This window comes from Pseudomonas sp. RA_15y_Pfl1_P11 (assembly GCF_963970975.1).
GTDB classification, from domain to species: Bacteria; Pseudomonadota; Gammaproteobacteria; order Pseudomonadales; family Pseudomonadaceae; genus Aquipseudomonas; species Aquipseudomonas tritici.
The window spans coordinates 1-18705 of sequence record NZ_CAXAOY010000031.1 but is presented as its reverse complement, the minus strand read 5'-3'; the positions used below and the strand labels follow the sequence as shown (position 1 = coordinate 18705).

The 18705-nt window shown below is 56.3% G+C and carries 10 protein-coding genes and 5 pseudogenes; 9 read left to right on the top strand and 6 right to left on the bottom strand.

Annotation, left to right across the window (positions count from 1 at the left end):
- Window positions 1–162: 162 nt before the first annotated feature.
- Complete coding sequence (locus AACY44_RS26605) at window positions 163–1452, top strand: MFS transporter (protein ID WP_339419682.1); 1290 nt, start codon at window positions 163–165, stop codon at window positions 1450–1452.
- 100 nt (window positions 1453–1552) lie between these two features.
- On the opposite strand, the pseudogene AACY44_RS26600 reads toward AACY44_RS26605, so the two are convergent.
- A pseudogene (locus AACY44_RS26600) lies at window positions 1553–1768 on the bottom strand (GntT/GntP/DsdX family permease); the annotation flags it as partial.
- Here AACY44_RS26600 and AACY44_RS26595 point away from each other — a divergent pair.
- A pseudogene (locus AACY44_RS26595) lies at window positions 1747–2211 on the top strand (flavin reductase family protein); the annotation flags it as partial. The pseudogenes AACY44_RS26600 and AACY44_RS26595 overlap by 22 nt on opposite strands.
- A gap of 78 nt (window positions 2212–2289) precedes the next feature.
- On the opposite strand, the gene AACY44_RS26590 reads toward AACY44_RS26595, so the two are convergent.
- Window positions 2290–3099, bottom strand: a complete 810-nt coding sequence (locus AACY44_RS26590) for an AraC family transcriptional regulator (RefSeq protein ID WP_339493377.1) — start codon at window positions 3097–3099, stop codon at window positions 2290–2292.
- A gap of 99 nt (window positions 3100–3198) precedes the next feature.
- On the opposite strand from AACY44_RS26590, the pseudogene AACY44_RS26585 reads away from it, so the two are divergent.
- The 3 genes and pseudogenes from AACY44_RS26585 to ddlA all read left to right on the top strand — a co-directional run.
- A pseudogene (locus tag AACY44_RS26585) lies at window positions 3199–3357 on the top strand (helix-turn-helix domain-containing protein); the annotation flags it as partial.
- Window positions 3358–3390: 33 nt separating this feature from the next.
- Complete coding sequence (locus tag AACY44_RS26580; protein WP_339436866.1) at window positions 3391–4029, top strand: LysE family transporter; 639 nt, start codon at window positions 3391–3393, stop codon at window positions 4027–4029.
- Between the two features lie 44 nt (window positions 4030–4073).
- Complete coding sequence (ddlA, locus tag AACY44_RS26575; RefSeq protein ID WP_339436865.1) at window positions 4074–5168, top strand: D-alanine--D-alanine ligase; 1095 nt, start codon at window positions 4074–4076, stop codon at window positions 5166–5168.
- Here ddlA and AACY44_RS26570 read toward each other — a convergent pair.
- The 3 genes and pseudogenes from AACY44_RS26570 to AACY44_RS26560 form a co-directional block, all read right to left on the bottom strand.
- Window positions 5158–5331 (bottom strand): annotated as a pseudogene (locus tag AACY44_RS26570) (laccase domain-containing protein); the annotation flags it as partial. The gene ddlA and the pseudogene AACY44_RS26570 sit on opposite strands and share 11 nt — an antisense overlap.
- Window positions 5332–5381: 50 nt before the next feature.
- Window positions 5382–7211 carry a gamma-glutamyltransferase gene (ggt, locus tag AACY44_RS26565; RefSeq protein ID WP_339531391.1) on the bottom strand — a complete coding sequence of 610 codons (1830 nt, stop codon included), beginning with the start codon at window positions 7209–7211 and terminating at the stop codon, window positions 5382–5384.
- A 36-nt stretch (window positions 7212–7247) separates the two neighbouring features.
- The gene (locus tag AACY44_RS26560) at window positions 7248–8027 is read right to left on the bottom strand and encodes a PhzF family phenazine biosynthesis protein (RefSeq protein WP_339419677.1); all 780 of its coding nucleotides are present in this window, start codon (window positions 8025–8027) and stop codon (window positions 7248–7250) included.
- Between the two features lie 178 nt (window positions 8028–8205).
- Between AACY44_RS26560 and AACY44_RS26555 the strand changes: the two genes are divergently transcribed.
- Window positions 8206–12519 carry an AvrE-family type 3 secretion system effector gene (locus tag AACY44_RS26555; RefSeq protein ID WP_339531389.1) on the top strand — a complete coding sequence of 1438 codons (4314 nt, stop codon included), beginning with the start codon at window positions 8206–8208 and terminating at the stop codon, window positions 12517–12519.
- 235 nt (window positions 12520–12754) lie between these two features.
- On the opposite strand, the gene AACY44_RS26550 is transcribed toward AACY44_RS26555, so the two are convergent.
- Complete coding sequence (locus tag AACY44_RS26550; protein WP_256097810.1) at window positions 12755–12925, bottom strand: KTSC domain-containing protein; 171 nt, start codon at window positions 12923–12925, stop codon at window positions 12755–12757.
- A gap of 923 nt (window positions 12926–13848) precedes the next feature.
- Between AACY44_RS26550 and AACY44_RS26545 the strand changes: the two genes are divergently transcribed.
- From AACY44_RS26545 to AACY44_RS26535, 3 genes and pseudogenes are all read left to right on the top strand, one after another.
- Window positions 13849–16254, top strand: coding sequence for a hypothetical protein (locus tag AACY44_RS26545; RefSeq protein ID WP_339531387.1), 2406 nt, complete (start codon window positions 13849–13851; stop codon window positions 16252–16254).
- Between the two features lies 1 nt (window position 16255).
- Window positions 16256–17824 (top strand): pPIWI-associating nuclease domain-containing protein, encoded by a 1569-nt coding sequence (locus AACY44_RS26540; protein WP_339531385.1) that lies wholly within the window; start codon window positions 16256–16258, stop codon window positions 17822–17824.
- Between the two features lie 288 nt (window positions 17825–18112).
- A pseudogene (locus tag AACY44_RS26535) lies at window positions 18113–18184 on the top strand (SEC-C metal-binding domain-containing protein); the annotation flags it as partial.
- Window positions 18185–18705 lie beyond the last annotated feature (521 nt).

Below are 18705 nucleotides of genomic sequence, written 5' to 3'. Positions count from 1 at the left end.
AGGTGGGAGGCAGTTTTCCGGCATGTTCCGCTACGGTCTTTGATATGGGAATGCAGTTATCTTCATCGATCCATGAGGAAAACAAATATATCTGTCGTGATTGCCATCATTGGACTCAGCTCATAACCTGCACGCCATTTTGTTTGTCTGCCGAGCCTTCATATGACTGCTACCTTTTCTTCACAGGCGCAGCGTTTTTCCCGCTCCGACTACAAAACCCTGGGCCTGGCCGCCCTGGGCGGTGCCCTGGAAATCTACGACTTCATCATCTTCGTGTTTTTTGCGCTGACCTTGAGCCAACTGTTCTTCCCCCCGGAAATGCCCGAGTGGCTGCGCCTGCTGCAAAGCTTCGGCATCTTCGTCACGGGTTACCTTGCGCGACCGTTGGGCGGCATCCTGATGGCCCATTTCGCCGATCACCTGGGACGCAAGCGCGTGTTCAGCCTGAGCATCCTGATGATGGCCTTGCCTTGCCTGTTGATCGGGATCATGCCGACCTACGCGCAAATCGGCTATTTCGCACCCTTGATCCTGCTGGCGCTGCGCGTGTTGCAAGGCGCCGCGGTGGGCGGGGAAGTCCCTAGCGCCTGGACCTTCGTTGCCGAACACGCGCCGCCCCATCATCGTGGCTACGCCCTGGGTTTCCTGCAGGCCGGCCTGACCTTCGGCTACCTGCTTGGCGCACTCACTGCCACATTGCTGGCGCAAGTTTTCACCCCGGCTGAAATCCTCGATTACGCCTGGCGCTTCCCGTTCCTGCTCGGCGGGGTATTCGGTGTGATCGGCGTATGGCTGCGCCGCTGGCTCAGCGAAACCCCAGTGTTCCTCGAAATGCAGGCTCGCCGCCAGGCCGCCGCCGAGATGCCGCTGCGCACTGTATTGCGCGACCACCGCGCCGTGTTGCTGCCGGCGATGATCCTCACCTGCGTCCTGACCTCAGCCGTGGTCGTCCTCGTGGTCATCACCCCAACCATGATGCAAAAAACCTTCGGCATGAGCCCCAGCCACACCTTCGCCTTGAGTGCCTTGGGCATCGTGTTCTTGAACATCGGCTGTGTATTGGCTGGCTTGCTCGTAGACCGCATCGGCGCCTGGCGTGCAGTGCTGGTCTACAGCCTGTTGCTGCCAGTGGGGGTTGCGGTTCTGTACGCAAGCCTGATCAGCGGCGGCACCTGGCTGGGCGCGGCCTATGCCGTGGCGGGCCTGAGTTGTGGCGTGGTGGGCGCGGTGCCATCGGTGATGGTCGGGTTGTTCCCGGCGCCGGTGCGAGTGTCGGGGATTTCCTTTACCTACAACATTGCTTATGCGCTGTGGGCGAGTACCACGCCGTTATTGCTGATTGCGTTGATGCCGACCAGCCCGTGGATTTGCGTGGTTTACTGCGTGGTGATGGGCGCGGTGGGGGTGGTGAGTGTGGCGCTGTTTGGTAGGCGCCACACCTTGGCCGCCTAGATATCAGGTCAATAAGTGCCAGAACAGCAGCGTACCCGCCAAGCCGACGACAGACACAATCGCCAGCGCCACCAACGAGCTTTGCGTCGCCGCCAACCCCGCCCTTATCGGCACGCGGCATGCCAGCGGCCCTTCCCATGCAGATCACGGCGGCGATCAGCGGTTCATCGAGGCATTTCAGGGTCAGGCCGACGGTGCTTTCGGCCGGCAGGGCGACCTTGGTCAAGGTGCTGCCCAGCGTCAGGATCACCGGCAACAGAATGATCAGCAACGACACACCAAAGCTCGGATGGCGCGGCGCCTTGGGCGATGCCGTTGAATTTTGAACCGCCGACAGTCGCCGTGGTGTTGGACAAGGCAACATGGACCCGCCAACTGCTGGAAGGCGCCGGCACCTTTGTGCTTCAGGTGCCTTGCGCGGCTCAGGCGGATCTCGTGCAGACGGTCGGCAACACTACCGGCTCCGAGACTGACAAGTTTGCAGCTTACGGTTTGCAAGCGTTCAAGGGTGAACACACCGAAGCGCCGCTGCTGGAAGGCTGCGTGGTGTGGCTGGAATGCCGCCTGCTGCCTGAGCCTCGCAACCAGCAGACTTACGATCTTTTCCTGGGTGAAGTCGTCGCGGCCTATGCTGACGACCGCGTGTTCAGCGGCGGCCGGTGGCACTTCGAAGGGCATGATGAACTGCGCACGTTGCACCATGTGGCGGGCGGGCATTTCCTCACTATCGGTCAGCCGATTGATGGGCGCCAGCTCTAAGCCTTGCCAGCGCGCGTTTGCCAGCGCTTCGGCAAACGCCATCAGCTCCCACATTGATCGCATTTCAGGTTGGGGGTTTCAGCGCCCGAGCATCTTCACCCAACGCGACGGTGGCATGCCGTAGGTGCTGCGAAATTGCCGGGTCATGTGGCTCTGGTCGGTGAACCCCGCGGTCAACGCCGCGTCCACCAGCGACCGGCCCTGGGCCAACAGGCTGCGCACCAGGTCCAGCCGACGCATGGTCAGGTAGCGGTAGGGGCTGGTGCCGAACAGCAAGCGAAAATCCCGCGATAGCGCCCAGCGATCCCGGCCGGCGTGGTCGGCCATTTCATCCAGGGTGATGGTGCGGCCCAAGGCGCTGTGGATAAACTTCCGGGCGCGCTCGGCGGCGACGTAATCGAAGGTCTTGCGGCTGACGATACCGCCCGAGACGTTGCTCAGCGCATGGGCCAAATCGAATAGGGCGTCCTGCTCCAGCAACGGGTCGAGGGGGTTATCCAAGTTTTGCAGCAGCACTTCGCTGGCGCGGAACAGCCTTGGGTCTGTGGATAGACCACTGGGGATAAACGGCAACGGCTTACCGCCGAGGATCTGCTGGATCAGCGATGGCTCGACGTAAATCATCCGGTACTTGAAGCCTTCGTCACTGCCGGCGTGACCGTCATGGGTCTCATCCGGGTGAAGCACCATGGTTGTGCCAGGCAGGCTGTGGATCATGGCACCGCGATAGTGAAAGCTTTGCACGCCAGTCAACGTGCGCCCGATCGCGTAGGTGTCGTGGCGATGCGGGTCAAAGGCGAAGCCGGCAAAGTACGCCTCGATACGGTCCAGGCCATTGGCGTGCGGGGCGCGGTGCAGCCAATCGAGGGTGACGGAGGGTTTGCCCATGGTGAGTGGTCACAAAAAAGAGGTGGAAACACGTTAACCCAGTCTGCGGAAGGTTGTCTGCCGGGTCTTGAACGATTGTGCGAGTGTGTCGCCGTGGAAGCAGCCGCCATCGGGATTACCGAACAAAACCTGTTGTTGCTTAAACAAGGCAAGGTCAAAGGCATCAGGTTGGGGACGCTGGATGCTATCTGCGCCTATCTGGATTGCCAGCCCGGTGATTTGCTTGTACATATGCCAGAGCCGGCTGCCGACCCGTAGGGTCTTGTTCACACCGCGAAGAAGGATCATTCGATGCTGCTCACCCACCTGCCGTACGCTGCTCCGTTGTTGTCGCTGGCGTTGCTCTGGACTGTCGCGGTGGTGACGCCGGGGCCTAACTTCTTCAACACGGCGCAATTGGCCGCCAGTTGTTCGCGCCGCCATGGTGTGGTGGCGTCAGCCGGTGTGGCTACGGGCACCATCATGTGGGGGTTGGCGGGAGGCCTTGGCATCAAGTCGCTGTTTACCGCCGCGCCAATGCTGTACATGGCGTTCAAGATCATCGGCGGCTGCTACCTGATTTATCTTGGCTTGAAACTCTTCAAGCGCTCGGCACCGACCATGAGCCAGAAGTTGCTGCCGGATGAGGCGCGTCGTTCGCTGTTCTCTGCATGGCGCCTGGGGCTGCTGGGTAATCTGTCCAACCCGAAGGCAGCGCTGTTTGTGGCGACCATCTTCGCCTCCACCATGCCGCCTTCGCCATCACCGATGCTGTTGACACTGGCGGTGATCATCATGGCGACCTTGTCGTTCAGTTGGTATTCCTGCGTGGCCTTGGTGTTTTCCAGCGAGCGTATGGCTAACGTTTACAGCCGCTCGCGTAAGTGGCTCGACCGCTTTGCCGGGGGCTGCTACTTGTTGTTTGGCGCACATCTGGTAGCGAATCGCTGACCGCCCGTGGTAAGAAACCTTACTTTCAACAGTGAGGCAGGGTCATGAGCAAGGTGCGGGTAGGTATTATTTTTGGTGGCCGTTCGGCCGAGCACGAAGTCTCGTTGCAATCGGCGCGCAACATCGTCGATGCGCTGGATCGCTCACGTTTCGAGCCGGTGCTGATCGGCATCGACAAGGCCGGCCACTGGCACCTCAACGACACGTCGAACTTCTTGCTCAACCAGGAAGACCCGGCCCTGATCGCCCTGAACCGGTCCAACCGCGAACTGGCTGTAGTGCCCGGCAAGGCCAGCCAGCAACTGGTGGAAACCTCTGGCGCCGGCCTGCTGGAACATGTCGATGTGATCTTTCCTATCGTCCACGGCACCCTCGGCGAAGACGGTTGCCTGCAAGGCCTGCTGCGCATGGCTGACCTGCCTTTCGTCGGCTCGGACGTACTCGGTTCGGCGGTGTGCATGGACAAGGACATCAGCAAGCGCCTGCTGCGCGATGCCGGGATTGCCGTTACACCGTTCATCACCCTGACCCGGAGCAATGCGCCGCGTACGTCCTTTGCGACGGCGGTGAGCAAGCTCGGCTTGCCGATGTTCGTCAAACCCGCCAATCAAGGCTCCTCGGTAGGCGTGAGCAAGGTCGGCGACCAGGCCGAATACCAGGCTGCCATCGAATTGGCCCTGGGCTTCGATGAAAAAGTGCTGGTTGAATCCGCCGTCCAAGGCCGTGAAATCGAATGCGCCGTGCTGGGCAACGAACACCCCATCGCCAGTGGTTGTGGCGAAATCGTGGTGAGCAACGGTTTCTATTCCTACGACAGCAAATACATCGACGACCAGGCTGCCCAAGTGGTGGTGCCGGCCGATATCAGCCACGACGCCAGCGAGCGCATTCGCGGGCTGGCCATTGAGGCGTTTGAAGTGCTGGGCTGTTCCGGCCTGGCGCGGGTCGACGTGTTCCTCACCGATGCCGGCGAAGTGTTGATCAACGAAATCAACTCACTGCCCGGCTTCACCCGTATCAGCATGTACCCCAAGCTGTGGCAGGCGGCGGGGATGACCTACAACGAGCTGGTGAGCCGGTTGATTGAACTGGCGCTGGAGCGGCATGCGGGGCGTAAGGGGCTGAAGGTCAGTCGGTGAGGCTGGCGGCGTGTGGCGAGGGAGCAATCCACGAATAGATCAGTGTCTTCGCTTCCTCCGGGTGATGCGTCCTGCGGCGATAGCTGGCAAACGTGGGTGAGGTGCAGTAAGTACATACCTTACTCACCTCGATCTGCTCTCGTCGAACGCCTGCTGCATGCAGATGAACACCTCTGCCTGCTGCACGGGCGCTTTCTCCGTTGATTGAAGTGTTCAGTCGCCGACGGCCTGGCCTTCACGCCGAGGGTCGGCGCCGCCGCTCAGTGACACCTTCCCCTGGGCATCCCGCGTGCGAACGATGGCCTGGATGCCGCTGGTCATATCGATCTCGCTCACTGCATGGCCCTTGTCCTTGAGCGCCTGCTTCAATGCGGGACTGAACATACCAGCTTCCAGCTCGGTCGCACCGTTGCGGCTGCCAAAGTTGGGCAGGCTGATGGCGGCTTGCGGGTCGAGTTTCCAGTCGAGCATCGCCACCAGGGACTTGCTCACGTATTCGATGATCTGCGATCCGCCGGGCGAGCCGACCGTGGCCAGTAACTCGCCGCTTTTGCGGTCGAACACCAGCGTCGGCGCCATGGTCGAGCGCGGGCGTTTGCCGGGCTCGACACGGTTCGCAACAGGCTGGCCATTCTCTTCGGGAATAAACGAAAAGTCGGTCATCTGGTTGTTAAGCAAGAAGCCCTGGACCATGACATGCGAGCCAAACGCCGCTTCCACCGTGGTGGTCATCGACACGGCGCCTCCCTGGTCATCCACGGCCACCACTTGCGAGGTAGAGATGCGCAGCGGCGAGCGATCGGGTGCGTAAGCCACCTGGATACCTGCTGGCAAGCCTGGCTTGGCGATGCCCATGCTGCGCTCGCCGATCAAGGTGGCGCGCTTGGCCAGGTAGTCCGGTGCAACAAGGCCCGCCACCGGCACAGTGACGAAATCGGTGTCGGCGACATAGAGCGCGCGATCAGCAAAGGCCAGGCGACCGGCTTCGGCCAGCAGGTGCACCGCTTCGGGTGTCGGCTCAAAACCTGCGTGCGATAGGCTTTTTACCGGTTGCATCGCTGCGATGGCCAGCCCAGGATCGCGGCCTTCCAGCGCTTGCAAGGTGCCGAGGATTTGCGCGATGGCGATCCCACCCGATGACGGCGGCGGCATGCCACACACCTTCCATTGTCTGTAGTCAGTACACAGTGGCGTGCGTTCCTTGGCGGTGTAGCCCTTCAGATCTGCCAGCGACAGGCTGCCCGCATTACGATTGCCCTGCACTTTGCGGGCGATCTCATCGGCAATCGGCCCGTGGTACAGCGCATCCGGCCCTTCCTTGGCGATGCGCTTGAACACGTCTGCCAGTGCCGGGTTTTTCAACACGCTGCCGATGGCTTTCGGCGTGCCATCGGCGTTCAGGAAGTACGCCGCCATGTCTGGCGATTGCGCGATGTAGCGATCGGCCGCGATCAAACTGTGCAGGCGCGGAGAAATCGCGAAGCCTTGTTCCGACAGCCGGATCGCCGGTTCGAACAGCTTGGCCCACGGCAGGTGGCCGGTCTTTTCGTGTGCCATTTCGAGCGCACGCAAGACACCTGGCGTACCGACCGAGCGCCCACCGATCTGCGCCTCGGGAAACGTCATTGGTTTGCCGTCGGCCTTCAGGAACAACCGCTCGGTTGCCCCGGCTGGTGCGGTTTCACGGCCGTCATACGCCTGCACATTTTTGCCGTCCCACAGCATGATGAATGCACCCCCGCCGATGCCCGATGATTGCGGCTCCACCAGGGTCAATACCGCTTGCATCGCAATCGCCGCATCAATCGCCGAACCGCCCATGCGCAGCATTTCGCGTCCGGCCTCGGCCGCCAGAGGGTTGGCGGCGGCGGCCATATGACGCTCGGCGTGTTGGGTCGTGAGGTCGGTGCGATAGCCTGAACCCAGCTCCGGTGCCGGTGGCTGTTCGTTGACAGGCGTGTGGCAGGCAGCCAGGGCGAGGGCTGCGGCAACCACTGACAGTTGACGGCGAGAAATCGAAAACACGCGCTGAACTCCGTTCATTTTGAGAATGATCTGTTGTCCTTGGTTACTGCGTTTTTACAGATAAATCGTGCCTTGCAGGTAGAGCACCGCATGACCGGAAATGATCACGCGGTCACCCTCGAGTTCACAGCGCAATTGGCCACGGCGCTTGCCGCCTTGTTCTGCGGTCAGTTGCGACTTGCCCAAGCGTTCGGCCCAGAACGGCGCCAATGAAGTGTGGGCCGATCCGGTAACAGGGTCTTCATTCACGCCCACATTCGGGCCGAACCAACGGGAGATAAAATCAAACGGCGTGCTTTTGGCCGTTACCGCAATCCCGCGCTTGGGCAGGCCCTTGAGGGCTGCGAAATTCGGCGTCAATGCGGCAACTTGGGCTTCGTCTTCGAGCAGCACGATGTAGTCATCGGTGCAGAACACTTCGGCCTGTTCAATGCCCAGCGCGCTCAACATGCCCGCGGGCGGTTCGCAGCGCTGAGGTTGCTTGGCGGGGAAGTCCATCGCCAGTTCATCGCCCTGACGCGTTACCCGTAGCTCGCCGCTACGGGTAGCAAAGCGCAAAACGTCTGGCGCATCCGCGATCTGGTGGATCAGCACCCACGCCGCCGCGAGCGTGGCATGGCCACACAGGTCTACTTCGACTTGCGGGGTAAACCAACGCAACTCATAGAACCCCTCACGAGGGACGAAGTAGGCGGTTTCGGAGAGATTGTTTTCCGCTGCAATGTTCTGCAGTTGCTCATCGCTCAGCCACTCGGTCAGCGGGCAGACCGCCGCCGGGTTGCCGCCGAAGACGGTTTGGCTGAAAGCGTCGACTTGAAAGATATCCAGTTTCATCGAGAGCACTCCGTTGAGGGGGGAGCCGGACACTAACAGTGGGTCAAGCGAGCGTCAAAATACAGATGGAAGGTTTTTTCGAGCGCATGAAGGTGGCGTGGTGATCGGGCATAGGTGGAACCAAAAATAGCGAGTACCCACTAGACAGCTGTGATTCATTTTGTTTGGGAGCATTACCATGCACACAGGATTAGATCCGCTTCTCAAATTACAGCAAGCCCTTGGAAATTGCTCGACGAAATGGCACCAGCAAACACCTCCGCGTAAAAGCCCGCCGCCAGTGTCGTTGCTCCACTATCAAACACTGCAACCCACCTCAATGCAGTTCGATGCCCGACTCATCAACGGGAAGGTGCAGGCTGATACGACGCTTGCGGGGCGTGATATCGCCCAGCACCTCAACCAGCCGAATAAACACTATGTAGCCGATGGTTCTTCTGCAGCGGGTACCTATACGTTGCGGATGAAGGATGAACGCCAGTACCTGTTTCATATTCAGTCCACGCCTGCTGTTGCAGCGGTGTTCAAAAGCAGCCTTCCCGATGCTGCCGATGGCGCCGGTAACGGCCCGGGTCGCGCGCATTTGGGGCGCGTCAGCGCCATTCAAACAACTGCGCAGGGCCAGCAGTTTCGCCTGGATGGCGCACGGCTGTTTCGATTCGAGCCGCTCACGCTTTCCTGGAAACCAGACGCAGATACCCGTGCATTCTCCCGTATTGGCCTGAGCAAAGAAGGACAGCTGCTGAAGACGCCCGAAGGGTTTGCAGACAGCAGCGCCCAAGGGGGCACCACGGTGCTGCTGAGTCAGGACCGGGATATTTCTGTTGTGCATCTTCAAGGGGCTGGCGCCCACACTGTGTGTCCGGTCGATGAGGTAAGTTTGCCGGTGCAGCTCATGCGTATCGGGGTGTCAGGAAACACCTTGTTTGGGGCGACCACGGACGGTGAGTTGGTCCGTGCCGACCTGCGCATGGCACGAGATGACAAGCTGCCCATGGTCAGGCAAACGGTCGACGCGCTGGAGCGGGCGCTGAAGGGCGCCGTCAATGTGGAAGGCTTCTTTCATGATGACGCCGGGCAACTCAATGCTCAGGTGCGCGACGCACGCCTTCAAGTGCACAGCGTGCCCTTGAGTGACGCACAGGCACTCCGCCCGCAATGGAACCTCAGCGATGTGCTGGTCAAACACATCGAGAAAGGTTTGCCCCTGCCCAGCCTGCAAGCGCTGTCGACGGCAGTGGACCTCGGGCAACGAGGCAAGATTGCACTCGATGCAAGCCACCTGTTGACCTGGGATGCGACGGCCCAACGTTGGGAGAACGCTGGGCAGCCTGGTGTCGAACATCTGGCGTGTGGGTTGGATAGTCGCGCGTATGTGCTGCAAGAGGGGCAATTGAAGGCGGTTGCCATCAGTAAAGTGTGCGACCCGTTGATTGAGGGCGCCAGTCACGACTTGGCCGCACTTCCCGCGCCGCGCCCACACGTATCCCTTGGCGAGGTGCTCGCCGGGGATAGTCAAAAGCCCGTGACCGGATTCGCTGTAGCGGACGGCCGAAATTTTGTGACGGTCAATCGGGGAAACCAACTGCAGGTCCATCAGGAGGGAGTCGCCAGGGCGTTGGAACTGATCCCCTCGATTGACATAAAGACACTCGCCTTGGATCACGCGGGAAATCTGTATGCACATACCCAGGAAGGCGACTTGTTCAGGTTGGATCGCCAGGCCTGGCAGGGCAAAACCGAGCACGCGCAACGCTGGAGCAAGGTTGATCTACCGAATCGCCAGCCCTTGGAGTCCCTGCGGATGGGTGCCGATAAGCACTTGTTTGGCGGGTGGGACAAGCAGTTTCACCGGCTGGAGAACGCCACCGCCAGCACGATGAAGTGGGGCCCGGTGCAATCGATGAACCAGGCACCGTCATTGGCCGATACATTCGCTGATACGTCGATGCGTGCACAGTTCAATGGTGCCGCGCTGACCGTCAGCAGCAAGGTGATGGGGCAATCCCGTGAAGGGGGGCCGCTCAAGCGCAATTTTATCGAAGGGATCAAAGCGCACTTCCACCCACTGGAAGGCCTTAGCCAGGTGGGTAAGGATATTCAGCACCATTTCAAAGGCCGTAAGGGGCTGGAAGGGATCTACGCTGACGATAAACGCCTGCATGAACAGCTCAAGGTGCTGGCGCAGAGTAGGCCAGTTCCTGCTGACCTGGGTGTGCGGCTCGCAGCCCTGAGCAAGCCGGGGCCGCGTCAGGCGTTGGCCGAGCAGATCCGCCAAGCGCTGACTGACGTAGAACACAGTAGCCATTCAAGCGCACATCGCCTGGCAGACGTGCATGGCGTGGCGTTTGACGCTCGGCCCACGTTGAGCCGGGCGGCGATTGATCCCCGTTCGACGCTGCATCAACTGTATGAAGTGTTTAAAAGAGTCTCCCCCTCGACGCAAAAATCGACCGCTGCGCTATTGGCCAACCTTGAGGGCCAAGGCTTGGCGCTTCCCGCCTGGGCGCCCGAGCGCAAGCGCAACCTTGACCACCCCTCGGCACTCATCGAGGGCGACCTGATTCATCATGCAAGCGCGCTCAAGCAACTGGCGGATCTGGCACGGGCGCTCGACGATATGTCAGGCGTTAGCCCAAGCGGCCTGGAGCGCCTGGAAACCTCCCTGCGCGAGACGATGCAGGCGTTTAAAGACAGCCCTGTCCACACACTGGCCAGCCAAGGTATTGCCAGTTACGAGCAGGCGGAATCGTTGTATGGCAACTTCAAACTGTTGGCCAAGGACCTTGGAACACCTGGCTCTGCGCTTCACTGGCATCTTTCGGGCCTGTTGGGGTTGCCCACCGATGCTTCAATCAAGGCGGCAATGACGCAGCAGGTACAGCAACTGGGCAGTGGCCAGACCCTCGCGCCGAGCCGGGCCCAAGGTCAAAGCGTGGGGTTGATGGTGACGGGGGTAAAACCCATAGCCCCCGTGGAGTTTTTCTTGGGAGCCTCCAAGTCGCATACCCACGGTGTGAGTATCAGCCGTACCGATAAAGGCGCGCGGGTTGAGATCAGTACAGACGACATGCGGCGGCTGGCCGGCTCGGTGGCCTCGGGCCTGACGCTAGGGCGAGGCCCGGAGGCGGTGGGGCCGGGCTTGAGGGTGGGTGCGGAATTGACTGCAGCGGTGGCGAAAAACACCGGGTCGAGCATCGCCTTTGACGTGAAAGAGGCAGACTTTGGCACGATGATGTCGATCCTTACCGGCGAGAACGGTACCGTCTACGACTTGCTCGCGTTGGGTGAGGAGCACGCGACAGGCAAGAGTTCCAAGGTCAGTGGTGACGTCAACCTGGACGTACTCGCCCAATTGCGCTTGATGTACACCCCGCAAGAAAACATCGCCGAGTTGGACTCAGTGATCCGCGCTGGCGTCGGTGTGGTAGGCAACCTCAATCTCGCGCATGCGGACAAGGGCCAGTCGACCACGCACACCGCAACAGGTATCCGCCAAGGTACGACAACCAGCGCTCAATTATTCAGGCAGGCTGGCGTGGGCGCCAACACCGCGCCAATCAATGCGTTGGCGTTAGGCCGGGCCGACGGTGACTGGCCCAGCGCGGCGGCGGCCTCGTCGCCGGAACTGTCGGTGATGGTGAAGTTTGATCGCGGGGAGTCGCAGGCTTTCAGTTTTTCGTTCAAGCATCCGCAACCGGTTACTCAGTCGCAGATGGATGAACTCATACGCAGCGTGTCGCTTTACTCGCCGACTTTCAGGCGGGAGCTGGCTGCGATCGGGCTGTCGGGGAACACCGTTGATCAACAGTTGGCCACGGTGCAACGGTTTCTCACGACTCATTCGCCTATAGCAACGAAGCCGGACGCTTATCACGGCATCAGCCAGTCACTGGATAAATTAATCACCCAGCAGGACCTGGTGAAGAACGGGCTGCGCCAACTGACGTCGGTCGAGTCTTCCGTCACGCGTGTGGGGTTACGGGACGACGGGCGCCATGCGTGGCTGGATGATGTGGCGCCGGCCAACAAGGCGGCCATTGAACAGTGGTTGAAGGATGACCCCCAGTTTGCCCAGGTACTTGATCAGTGGCGCCAGAGTGAGGGCACTTCAGTGAAGCTCGGCATGGAGCTCAAGCCGCAGGTAGTGCGCGCAATAGAGCGTAGCCATCTTGCCGGTGAAAGTACCGAACCGCTGATCCGGCGTGCCCTGAGTGATCGCACCAATCTGCGTGTCAAAAACCTGAGCTTGAGCTACACCACCACGCAATCCCACGGCATGTCGATACCCACTATGAATCTCAGCTTTTCCAGCAGCGCTGGGCTGAGTCTCACGCAGAAGCGCGTCAATGCTGACCTTGAATACGGAATGGACCCCGATAAACCTTTGCGCATGAACTTGAACGATACGCTGGGCAGTCTGCCCCGGCATGATCTGACTATTGACCTGGCAGATCAGCGGGTGAGGACACAAACCCAGCCGATCATCTGAATCACTTCGGCGAGTGAGCTGGGCGTCGAGGTGCTGCGTCAGGCGGTCCCAGCACTTTCCGCGAGGCATAAAAAAACGGCCTACCTTTCGGTAAGCCGTTTTTAGTACTTGGTGGTACACAGTCATTTGAACTGGGCCTGTATGGTGCTGTTATATATAGGTTTTGTTGGCGTTCTGTGAGTTAGGCATACATGTGGGCATACATGCCCCTCCTTGCTACCTCTCAACCATGCCCTCAGCACTGGTAGCGATCACGAATGTACCGGTTGTAGTAAGAGCCCTTTGAGCTAGCTGACATCAACCCTTGGTGGATCGTCGGGGGGACGTTACAGAAGTCGTAGGAGTGCCCTTGCTGAAAGCGGATTCTCATTCTCTTGGTGGCAGCATCGTAGCCAACAGAGGTCATTGCATCAGATCGAACAGCAACCATATCCATTTCACTTTCCCTAGCTGAGACGAGCTCCAGGTTGGTAGCTCGGTCACTCGATACTAAGCCAATCTGCCGTGTGTAGGGTTCACAGGCCCAAAACCCGCTGGGGACCCTGGGAGATTATTGCAGGTACGGGGCATGAAACCCGCGGGATCGAGTTAGCGGGAGACGTTGGAGGTTACTGAAATTTCAATCGTTGAAATTGAAAGGATCTTGAAGAAAAAGGCCCATCGTTACAGCTTCGGTAAAGGTGACTATATCTGTTGCTGATAGTGAACACCTGCATGGCGTCAACCATGGTTATGGATGTCAACCACGTCAACCTGTCAACCGACGTAGGAAAGAGTGCCGCTAGCACGATTCCGCGGGTTTCCTACCCCGTACCTTCCAGAATGCTCCAGGGTCCCCACTATCGAACCAAAGCCAAGAGCCTGATCGATCTCCCTTCGCTGGAGGAACGATACTAGTGGGGCTAGGGGGATACCCTAACAAATCGTGTTACGGGTGTTACGCGTGTTACATAAGTATATAAATGTATGATTTCAAACGATTTATTTTGCGTTACACAGCTATGGCTGGTTTGCCGATATGCGTGTTACATGGCAAATAGGTGTTACATCAATGAATACTCTGGGAGGGGCGGTATGTGATGATTAAAGCGGGTGTTATCGAAATAGGGGCTTTCGCCTAGAAGGTCCCCTACCGGCCAATAGTGGACGTTCCACCTTGGGCGGCCACAAGCCTTAAGCGTAAGCCTGGACTGGCTGGCAAGGTTCTATTTCGAAAAAAGCAGCTCTTCGATGATCTATTTTCGAAGTCGGTGTCGTGATGGCTTGTTAATATCTATAATCCGTAGAAATGCGATCTCAAGCATCGTTCTGTCAGAAAGGAATTGGACATTGAATGCCATTAATGCTGAACAAGAAAAACTAAAGGCCATCGGAACTGTTTACGCCCTGAACGACGCCCTTGGGAAAGGGCTCATCAGGCTGATTGACAACCGCCGCGTTCAATTTGAGTTCTCGGTGATTGCGAGCGACTCAAGGGTGCCAAAGCTGAAAGATGAGGTCGACGTGGAAGCCGTTAACAGTTCCACGGGGCTAATCGCATCAAAGTTGAAAGTCCGAGAACCCGAAAGTACTTCAAAGCGCGCTGCTGACACTGATACAGCGGAATCGGATAAGTACGTAGAAACAACCGCTGAAGAGACTATGCGTGGTACAGAAGTACTTGAGTTCGATATTCATCAAGAAATTAGCGAGCCTGGGGAAGATGCACAAAAGCTCTATGAGCAAGCAGCCGTTGCACGCACGGAAGGTAGATTTTCCGACGCAAGAAGTTTATTTGAAAAAGCTATAGAAGCGGGGGGAGGGTATCGCGTTTTTACAGCTTATTTCAAGATGCTAACTGAAGGGTCCGGGCGCGATCATCAAAAAGCAAAAGAGGTGATGAAACGGGCAATTTCCGAGAGTCCAAGCACTCCGGATTACTACGTGATGTATGGCCACATGGAGCGGCGCGCAAAAAATTTGCCTGAGGCAGAGCAGATACTGCGCGAAGGACTAAGTCACTTTCCTACCCACACTCTAATTCGTAATGGTCTTGCTCAGGTATTAAGCGAGATAGGCGCGGTGCAAAGCCTTAAGGAGGCAGGCGAGATATTCGAAGCGCTTGATTCAGCACACAAACTGAACAAGAGCGATCGGACCTATATGCGCTTTCGAGCGCTGACCGCCAATCCCCGGGCTGGGCGGGTATATTCATTTTTAGATAAAATATCAGGTTTCTCTCCAGCGGTACCGGGCACAAAAAAACTTCCAGTGGGCGTAAGTGATCTGGTCGTGGATATAAAAGATCCTGCGCTTGAAGCATCATTCGGAGTATCTGGTAGTTATTTAATACGGTGTTTTTCCAGCAACCCAAAAAGATCTGAGATAATCGATCTTAGCAAATACCTACGGTCTCTCAAGTCGGACGCGACCATCGGCTTGATCAACGGAAGAGACGTTCTCCTGAACTCTTCTTTGGCTTTTGTCGCTATCCCTAAAGCGCCGGCGGTACGCGATTATTTGATGAGCGTGCTTAGTGAAAACAATGAAGCTATCCTGCCGATTGACGATCAGTTGATGCGGTCAGCACTTGACGCTAAAGATAGCCTTCAAGAACTCTTCAGCCAATATCTCGGAGTTCGGGACTTATATGACAGTACATTGCCTGTATCGGGGCGCAGATTGTTTGGGCGAGAAAGACTGCTAGTTGGGCTAACGGATCAAGTTAACAAGGGAGAATTCATAGGTCTCTTCGGTCTCCGGAAAATGGGGAAGACGTCACTAATGTATCAGCTGCGTGACGAAAAATTAAGAGATGAAGCAGTCGCGTATGTTGATATTCAAGCCAGTCCAGGGCTCGCAATTGCAAGCTTCTTACCGGTTCTTTGGGAAATTGAGCGTGACCTACTCGATAGACTGACACCTAAGTATCCAAATGTGCGCGACATACTGCGACTAGGTAGCTTTTCTAGATATAGCGATGCCGTTCTCTCGGGGATAAGCCCGGCTTTATTGTTCTCCGAAGATATTCGAGAGTTATTGGATGCAATTGTCGAAAAAAAATTACCTGGTGTTAATCGACTAGTTATAATTCTTGATGAGTTGGAGCGTTGCTTACCACTAGCTGACCAGCCCGCAATGAATGGATATTTGGAGTTTTTTGGGCTGTTACGGGGCTTAGCTCAAACTGATCGTTACAGAGGAGCACTTTCGAGTGTAGTTGTTGCAGCTAATGCGTCCATTAGTGAGAAGGCCTATTGGGACGGTCGTGAAAATCCAGTGTTTTCTCTCTACAAAACCTTTTTTCTTCCGCCATTATCAAAGCCTGATACAAGTCAAATGATTCAGAGCTTGGGAAAAGGGATGAGTGTGTATTGGGAGCATGGGGCCATTAATGAAATATTCGCTGAGTGCGGAGGCCACCCGTTTTTAACACGTGTCTTTTGCAGTCTTATAAGCAGAAAGCACTTGCAAAGACCTCTGCAGGTTACTCAGAAAATGGTAAAGCTCGAAATACCTATATTTATTCAAGAAAAAGGTGACAAATTCGAGCAGATCACCGAGCTTCTGCATGCACACTTTCCTGAAGAAGAGGCTTTTTTGGAAATGCTCGCAATTGGTACGCCGCCAGATAAAATCTCGAATGAAAGCATAAGGCACTTAATAGGTTATCAACTTATAACTCGTCAAGGCGACACCTATCAAATAGCAATAAATTCGCTCCATTCCTGGCTTCGTCAACGAGCAGGTGTGTAAAATGAGAAATCCTTATCGCTGGAATCAGATCAACTTAAATCTAATCTACGGACGAGACTCTGTAATTAATGAGATGCTTGAATCTCTCCCATCCGTAAATGGCGACTCTTTTGGCCTGACAGGCGCGCGCCGAATGGGAAAGACAACTGTTCTTAGAGCAGTAGAGCGTGATCTAGTCGCAGGCCTCGATAGCTGGCGAGAATCTGGCAGCATACTTGTACCGGTTTATATTGACGGGTTGGCACTACCTCGACCGCTGACAGCTGAGCTTCTTTGGGGGCTAATTAACTTAAAAGTTCATCAGGTTTTGGTTTCAGAGGCAGGTAAACCCGAGTCATCTATAGATTTTTCCGAATTTGTAAGATCTATTTCTGCAGTAATTGATAAACAAGAGCTTGTGCCCAAGATAATTGTTATTTTCGACGAGATTGAGCACATTATCATAAACAGTTGGTCGAGTGCTTTTTTCGCCAACTGGCGCGCGTTGTTAAGTAACTACCCTGGAGTGTCGGGATATTTTTCAGCAGTGTTTTCAGGTGCTCTAGAAATGACTGCGTTGCAGCATGATGTTGGGTCACCCCTAATGGATGTTCTTCAGTGGCGCAGTCTTAGAAATCTGAGTTATGAGGATATGCTTAAGCTGATGAGTGAGCCGTCTGACCTGAGTATCGAAGAGGACTGTGCTGCACACATGTTTTCGGAGACGGGCGGCCACCCAATGGTCATTCAGTACGCGATGCAAAAAGCTATTAACTCGAATAAAGATAATATTTTCGATGAAACGGTCTCAAGCTTGACGAGTTTCGAGGAAGAGCGTGCTTGGCAAATTAGCGAATGGTGGACGAAGTACTGCGACACGACGAGTCAGCTTGTATACGCTGGACTGCCAACTGATGGGAGTTTTAAACCAATTTCTGTAATTACCGCAGAGTTGGGCGGTTACACAGCGAGCAAAGCCTTTGAAGTATTGCAGCATGTGGGTATTGCGGAATTAGATCGCAAGGGAAAACGGATTAAAAGACTCGGTGCAATCTTTTCCCGATGGCAAGAAGAAAACGGCAACGTTACACAAGGTGCGGCCTTTGACAATAGTTTAGCAAATTTGCTTGAAGGCCTCACGACAGGACTTCGGGAGAAGTATGTTTCAGCATGGGCTATATATAGCCAGGATATGCCGAATTACTCTGGAGCTGTCAGTGAAATTCGGGATTTGATCACGTTAACTCTCCATAGAATTGCTCCGAACGAAGAAGTTGAAGCCCAGATAGGCTTTGAGTACGAGCGTGATCAGAACAAACCAACACGAAGACAACGAGTAACCTACTTATTCGGGGCCGATAAGCGCGAGCAAGGTAAAGCTGTGGCAAGTGAGGATGAGCTTTTGGAAGCGCATTCGGTGAGGCTTGCAGCGGTAGTATCAAAGGCGTACGCCAACGCATCAGCTCTCACTCACACTACTGCAACTCGCCCTCTGGCTTATCAAGCCCTGAAACAAGGGGAAAGCATCCTTGTGCAGCTGCTAACGCGTCATGTTGAAAAAAATAATCACCAGTCGAAGACAAACCATTAGCGTCACCGTAAATTCACAAAATGACGCTACGGTTTTTAAGTTACGGAATAGCCACTTTTTGCTTCAATAAGGCAGTTTTCAAAACATGACTGTAGATCCGGTAGGGACCAATGTAGCTCTATTTTCGAGATACCCGTATTGGTCGGAGTATCTCACATGCTGAACGTCCCCTTTTGGCCGATTGTTGTTTGTCGACGAGGGCCGCAATCGGCCAGAGGCTGCCATTAACAATAGGCCTGAGCGGCCATTTCGTGGCGCTCAATTTGACCTTCTAGGAAGCCTATACCGATGCACAAGAAGCATGGCCGAAATGATCCTTGCCCTTGCGGTAGCGGTCGAAAATTTAAAAAATGTCATGGTTCCATCGACAGTCTCGACGTAGCGCTAAAGCTGAATGGGGCGCGCATGCGCCAGAAGATACAGATGACGCTTGCTCGTCATGAAGCCCAAGAGTTTCAGAGGCGTGAGCAACAAGGCCTCGGTAGGCCTATCATTTCCACTGAGTTCCATGATCACAGAATCATAGCCGTCGGTCAGACGATGCACTCCTCACAGAAGTGGAAAACTTTTCACGACTTCCTGAACGACTACCCGAAGATCGTCTTGGGTAGAGAGTGGTGGACGTCAGAGGGAAGCAAGCCTCCAGAGGAGCGACATCGTATTCTCACTTGGGCGGTCCGCAGCTATGAGCACTCGAAAGCTCATATGGAACAGAAGGGGACAGGTGCTCCTCAGCCGATGACGGGTGCTATTGGGAGTGCGATCCATAAACCCCACCTATCCAGTCCTTGGGTAACCGATTACCGTGGCATCTCTGGCGAGCAGTTCCACGGCAGCAGTGCTTCATAGTCGGCGACCGACGAGGCATGCGGCAGCCGCTC

Coding starts and splice junctions, on each gene's coding strand:
- AACY44_RS26605 (WP_339419682.1), top strand. CDS start 163: ATGACTGCTACCTTTTCTTCACAGGCGCAGCGTTTTTCCCGCTCCGAC.
- AACY44_RS26590 (WP_339493377.1), bottom strand. CDS start 3,099: ATGGGCAAACCCTCCGTCACCCTCGATTGGCTGCACCGCGCCCCGCAC.
- AACY44_RS26580 (WP_339436866.1), top strand. CDS start 3,391: ATGCTGCTCACCCACCTGCCGTACGCTGCTCCGTTGTTGTCGCTGGCG.
- ddlA (WP_339436865.1), top strand. CDS start 4,074: ATGAGCAAGGTGCGGGTAGGTATTATTTTTGGTGGCCGTTCGGCCGAG.
- ggt (WP_339531391.1), bottom strand. CDS start 7,211: ATGAACGGAGTTCAGCGCGTGTTTTCGATTTCTCGCCGTCAACTGTCA.
- AACY44_RS26560 (WP_339419677.1), bottom strand. CDS start 8,027: ATGAAACTGGATATCTTTCAAGTCGACGCTTTCAGCCAAACCGTCTTC.
- AACY44_RS26555 (WP_339531389.1), top strand. CDS start 8,206: ATGCACACAGGATTAGATCCGCTTCTCAAATTACAGCAAGCCCTTGGA.
- AACY44_RS26550 (WP_256097810.1), bottom strand. CDS start 12,925: ATGACCTCTGTTGGCTACGATGCTGCCACCAAGAGAATGAGAATCCGC.
- AACY44_RS26540 (WP_339531385.1), top strand. CDS start 16,256: ATGAGAAATCCTTATCGCTGGAATCAGATCAACTTAAATCTAATCTAC.